Below are 899 nucleotides of genomic sequence, written 5' to 3'. Positions count from 1 at the left end.
AAAGCACAACTTATTCTCATACTGGTCTAACTACTGGAACTGTATACACATACAAGGTTTCAGCAATAAACTCTGTTGGCACAAGCTCTGCATCATCTGAAGCAACAGCTACACCTGCAACTCCAGTTTCTACACCTACAACTCCAGTTGCTCCCGATTCTCCAACTAATCTAACTGCTGTTAGCTCTTCTCCAACACAAATCAATCTATCATGGTCTGCACCTGCCAACAATGGTGGTGCTCCAATTACTAGCTATAAAGTGGAATTCAAGTCAGGCTCTGGCACATACTCTACTTTAACAACCACTCAAAGCACAACTTATTCTCATACTGGTCTTACTACTGGTACTTCATACACATACAAGGTTTCAGCAATAAACTCTGTTGGCACGAGTTATTCTTCAAATGAAGCATCATCTATACCTCGTGAAACAACAACCCCTACTCTTACTGCTACTGATGTATCTCCAACCCAAATCAGATTAACATGGATAGCACCATCTCAAACATATGGTCAACATATTTCTTCATACAAAATTGAAGAAAAATTATCCAGTGGTACTTTCATAGAAGTAGATAGTGAATCCTCAACTAGTTTTCTTGTTTCTGGTTTAACAACTGGAAAAACATACACATTTGTTGTTTCAGCTAATTTTGGATTAGGTTCTAGTCAAAGATCAAATGAAGTATCAGCTACACCAACTGCTAATTCTGCACCACCACCAACTACGACAGTACCCGGTGCACCAACTAATCTAACTGCTGTTAGCTCTTCTGCAACTCAAATCAATCTCTCATGGAATATTCCATCAAGTAATGGTGGTGCTCCAATTACAGGTTACAAAATTGAATACAAGTCAGGCTCTGGCACATACTCTACTTTAACAACCATCAGTTCT

1 protein-coding gene is annotated in these 899 nt (G+C 39.2%); it reads left to right on the top strand.

Going from position 1 to position 899, the window contains the following annotated elements; all coding sequences use genetic code 11:
- A partial coding sequence (locus tag BG20_RS11535) for a fibronectin type III domain-containing protein (protein WP_010195678.1) occupies positions 1-899 on the top strand: 899 nt, incomplete at both ends.

It is taken from the genome of Candidatus Nitrosarchaeum limnium BG20 (genome assembly GCF_000241145.1).
GTDB classification, from domain to species: domain Archaea; phylum Thermoproteota; class Nitrososphaeria; order Nitrososphaerales; family Nitrosopumilaceae; genus Nitrosarchaeum; species Nitrosarchaeum limnae.
Note: the sequence above shows the minus strand (reverse complement) of the source record. Positions and strands in the feature narration are given on the sequence as shown.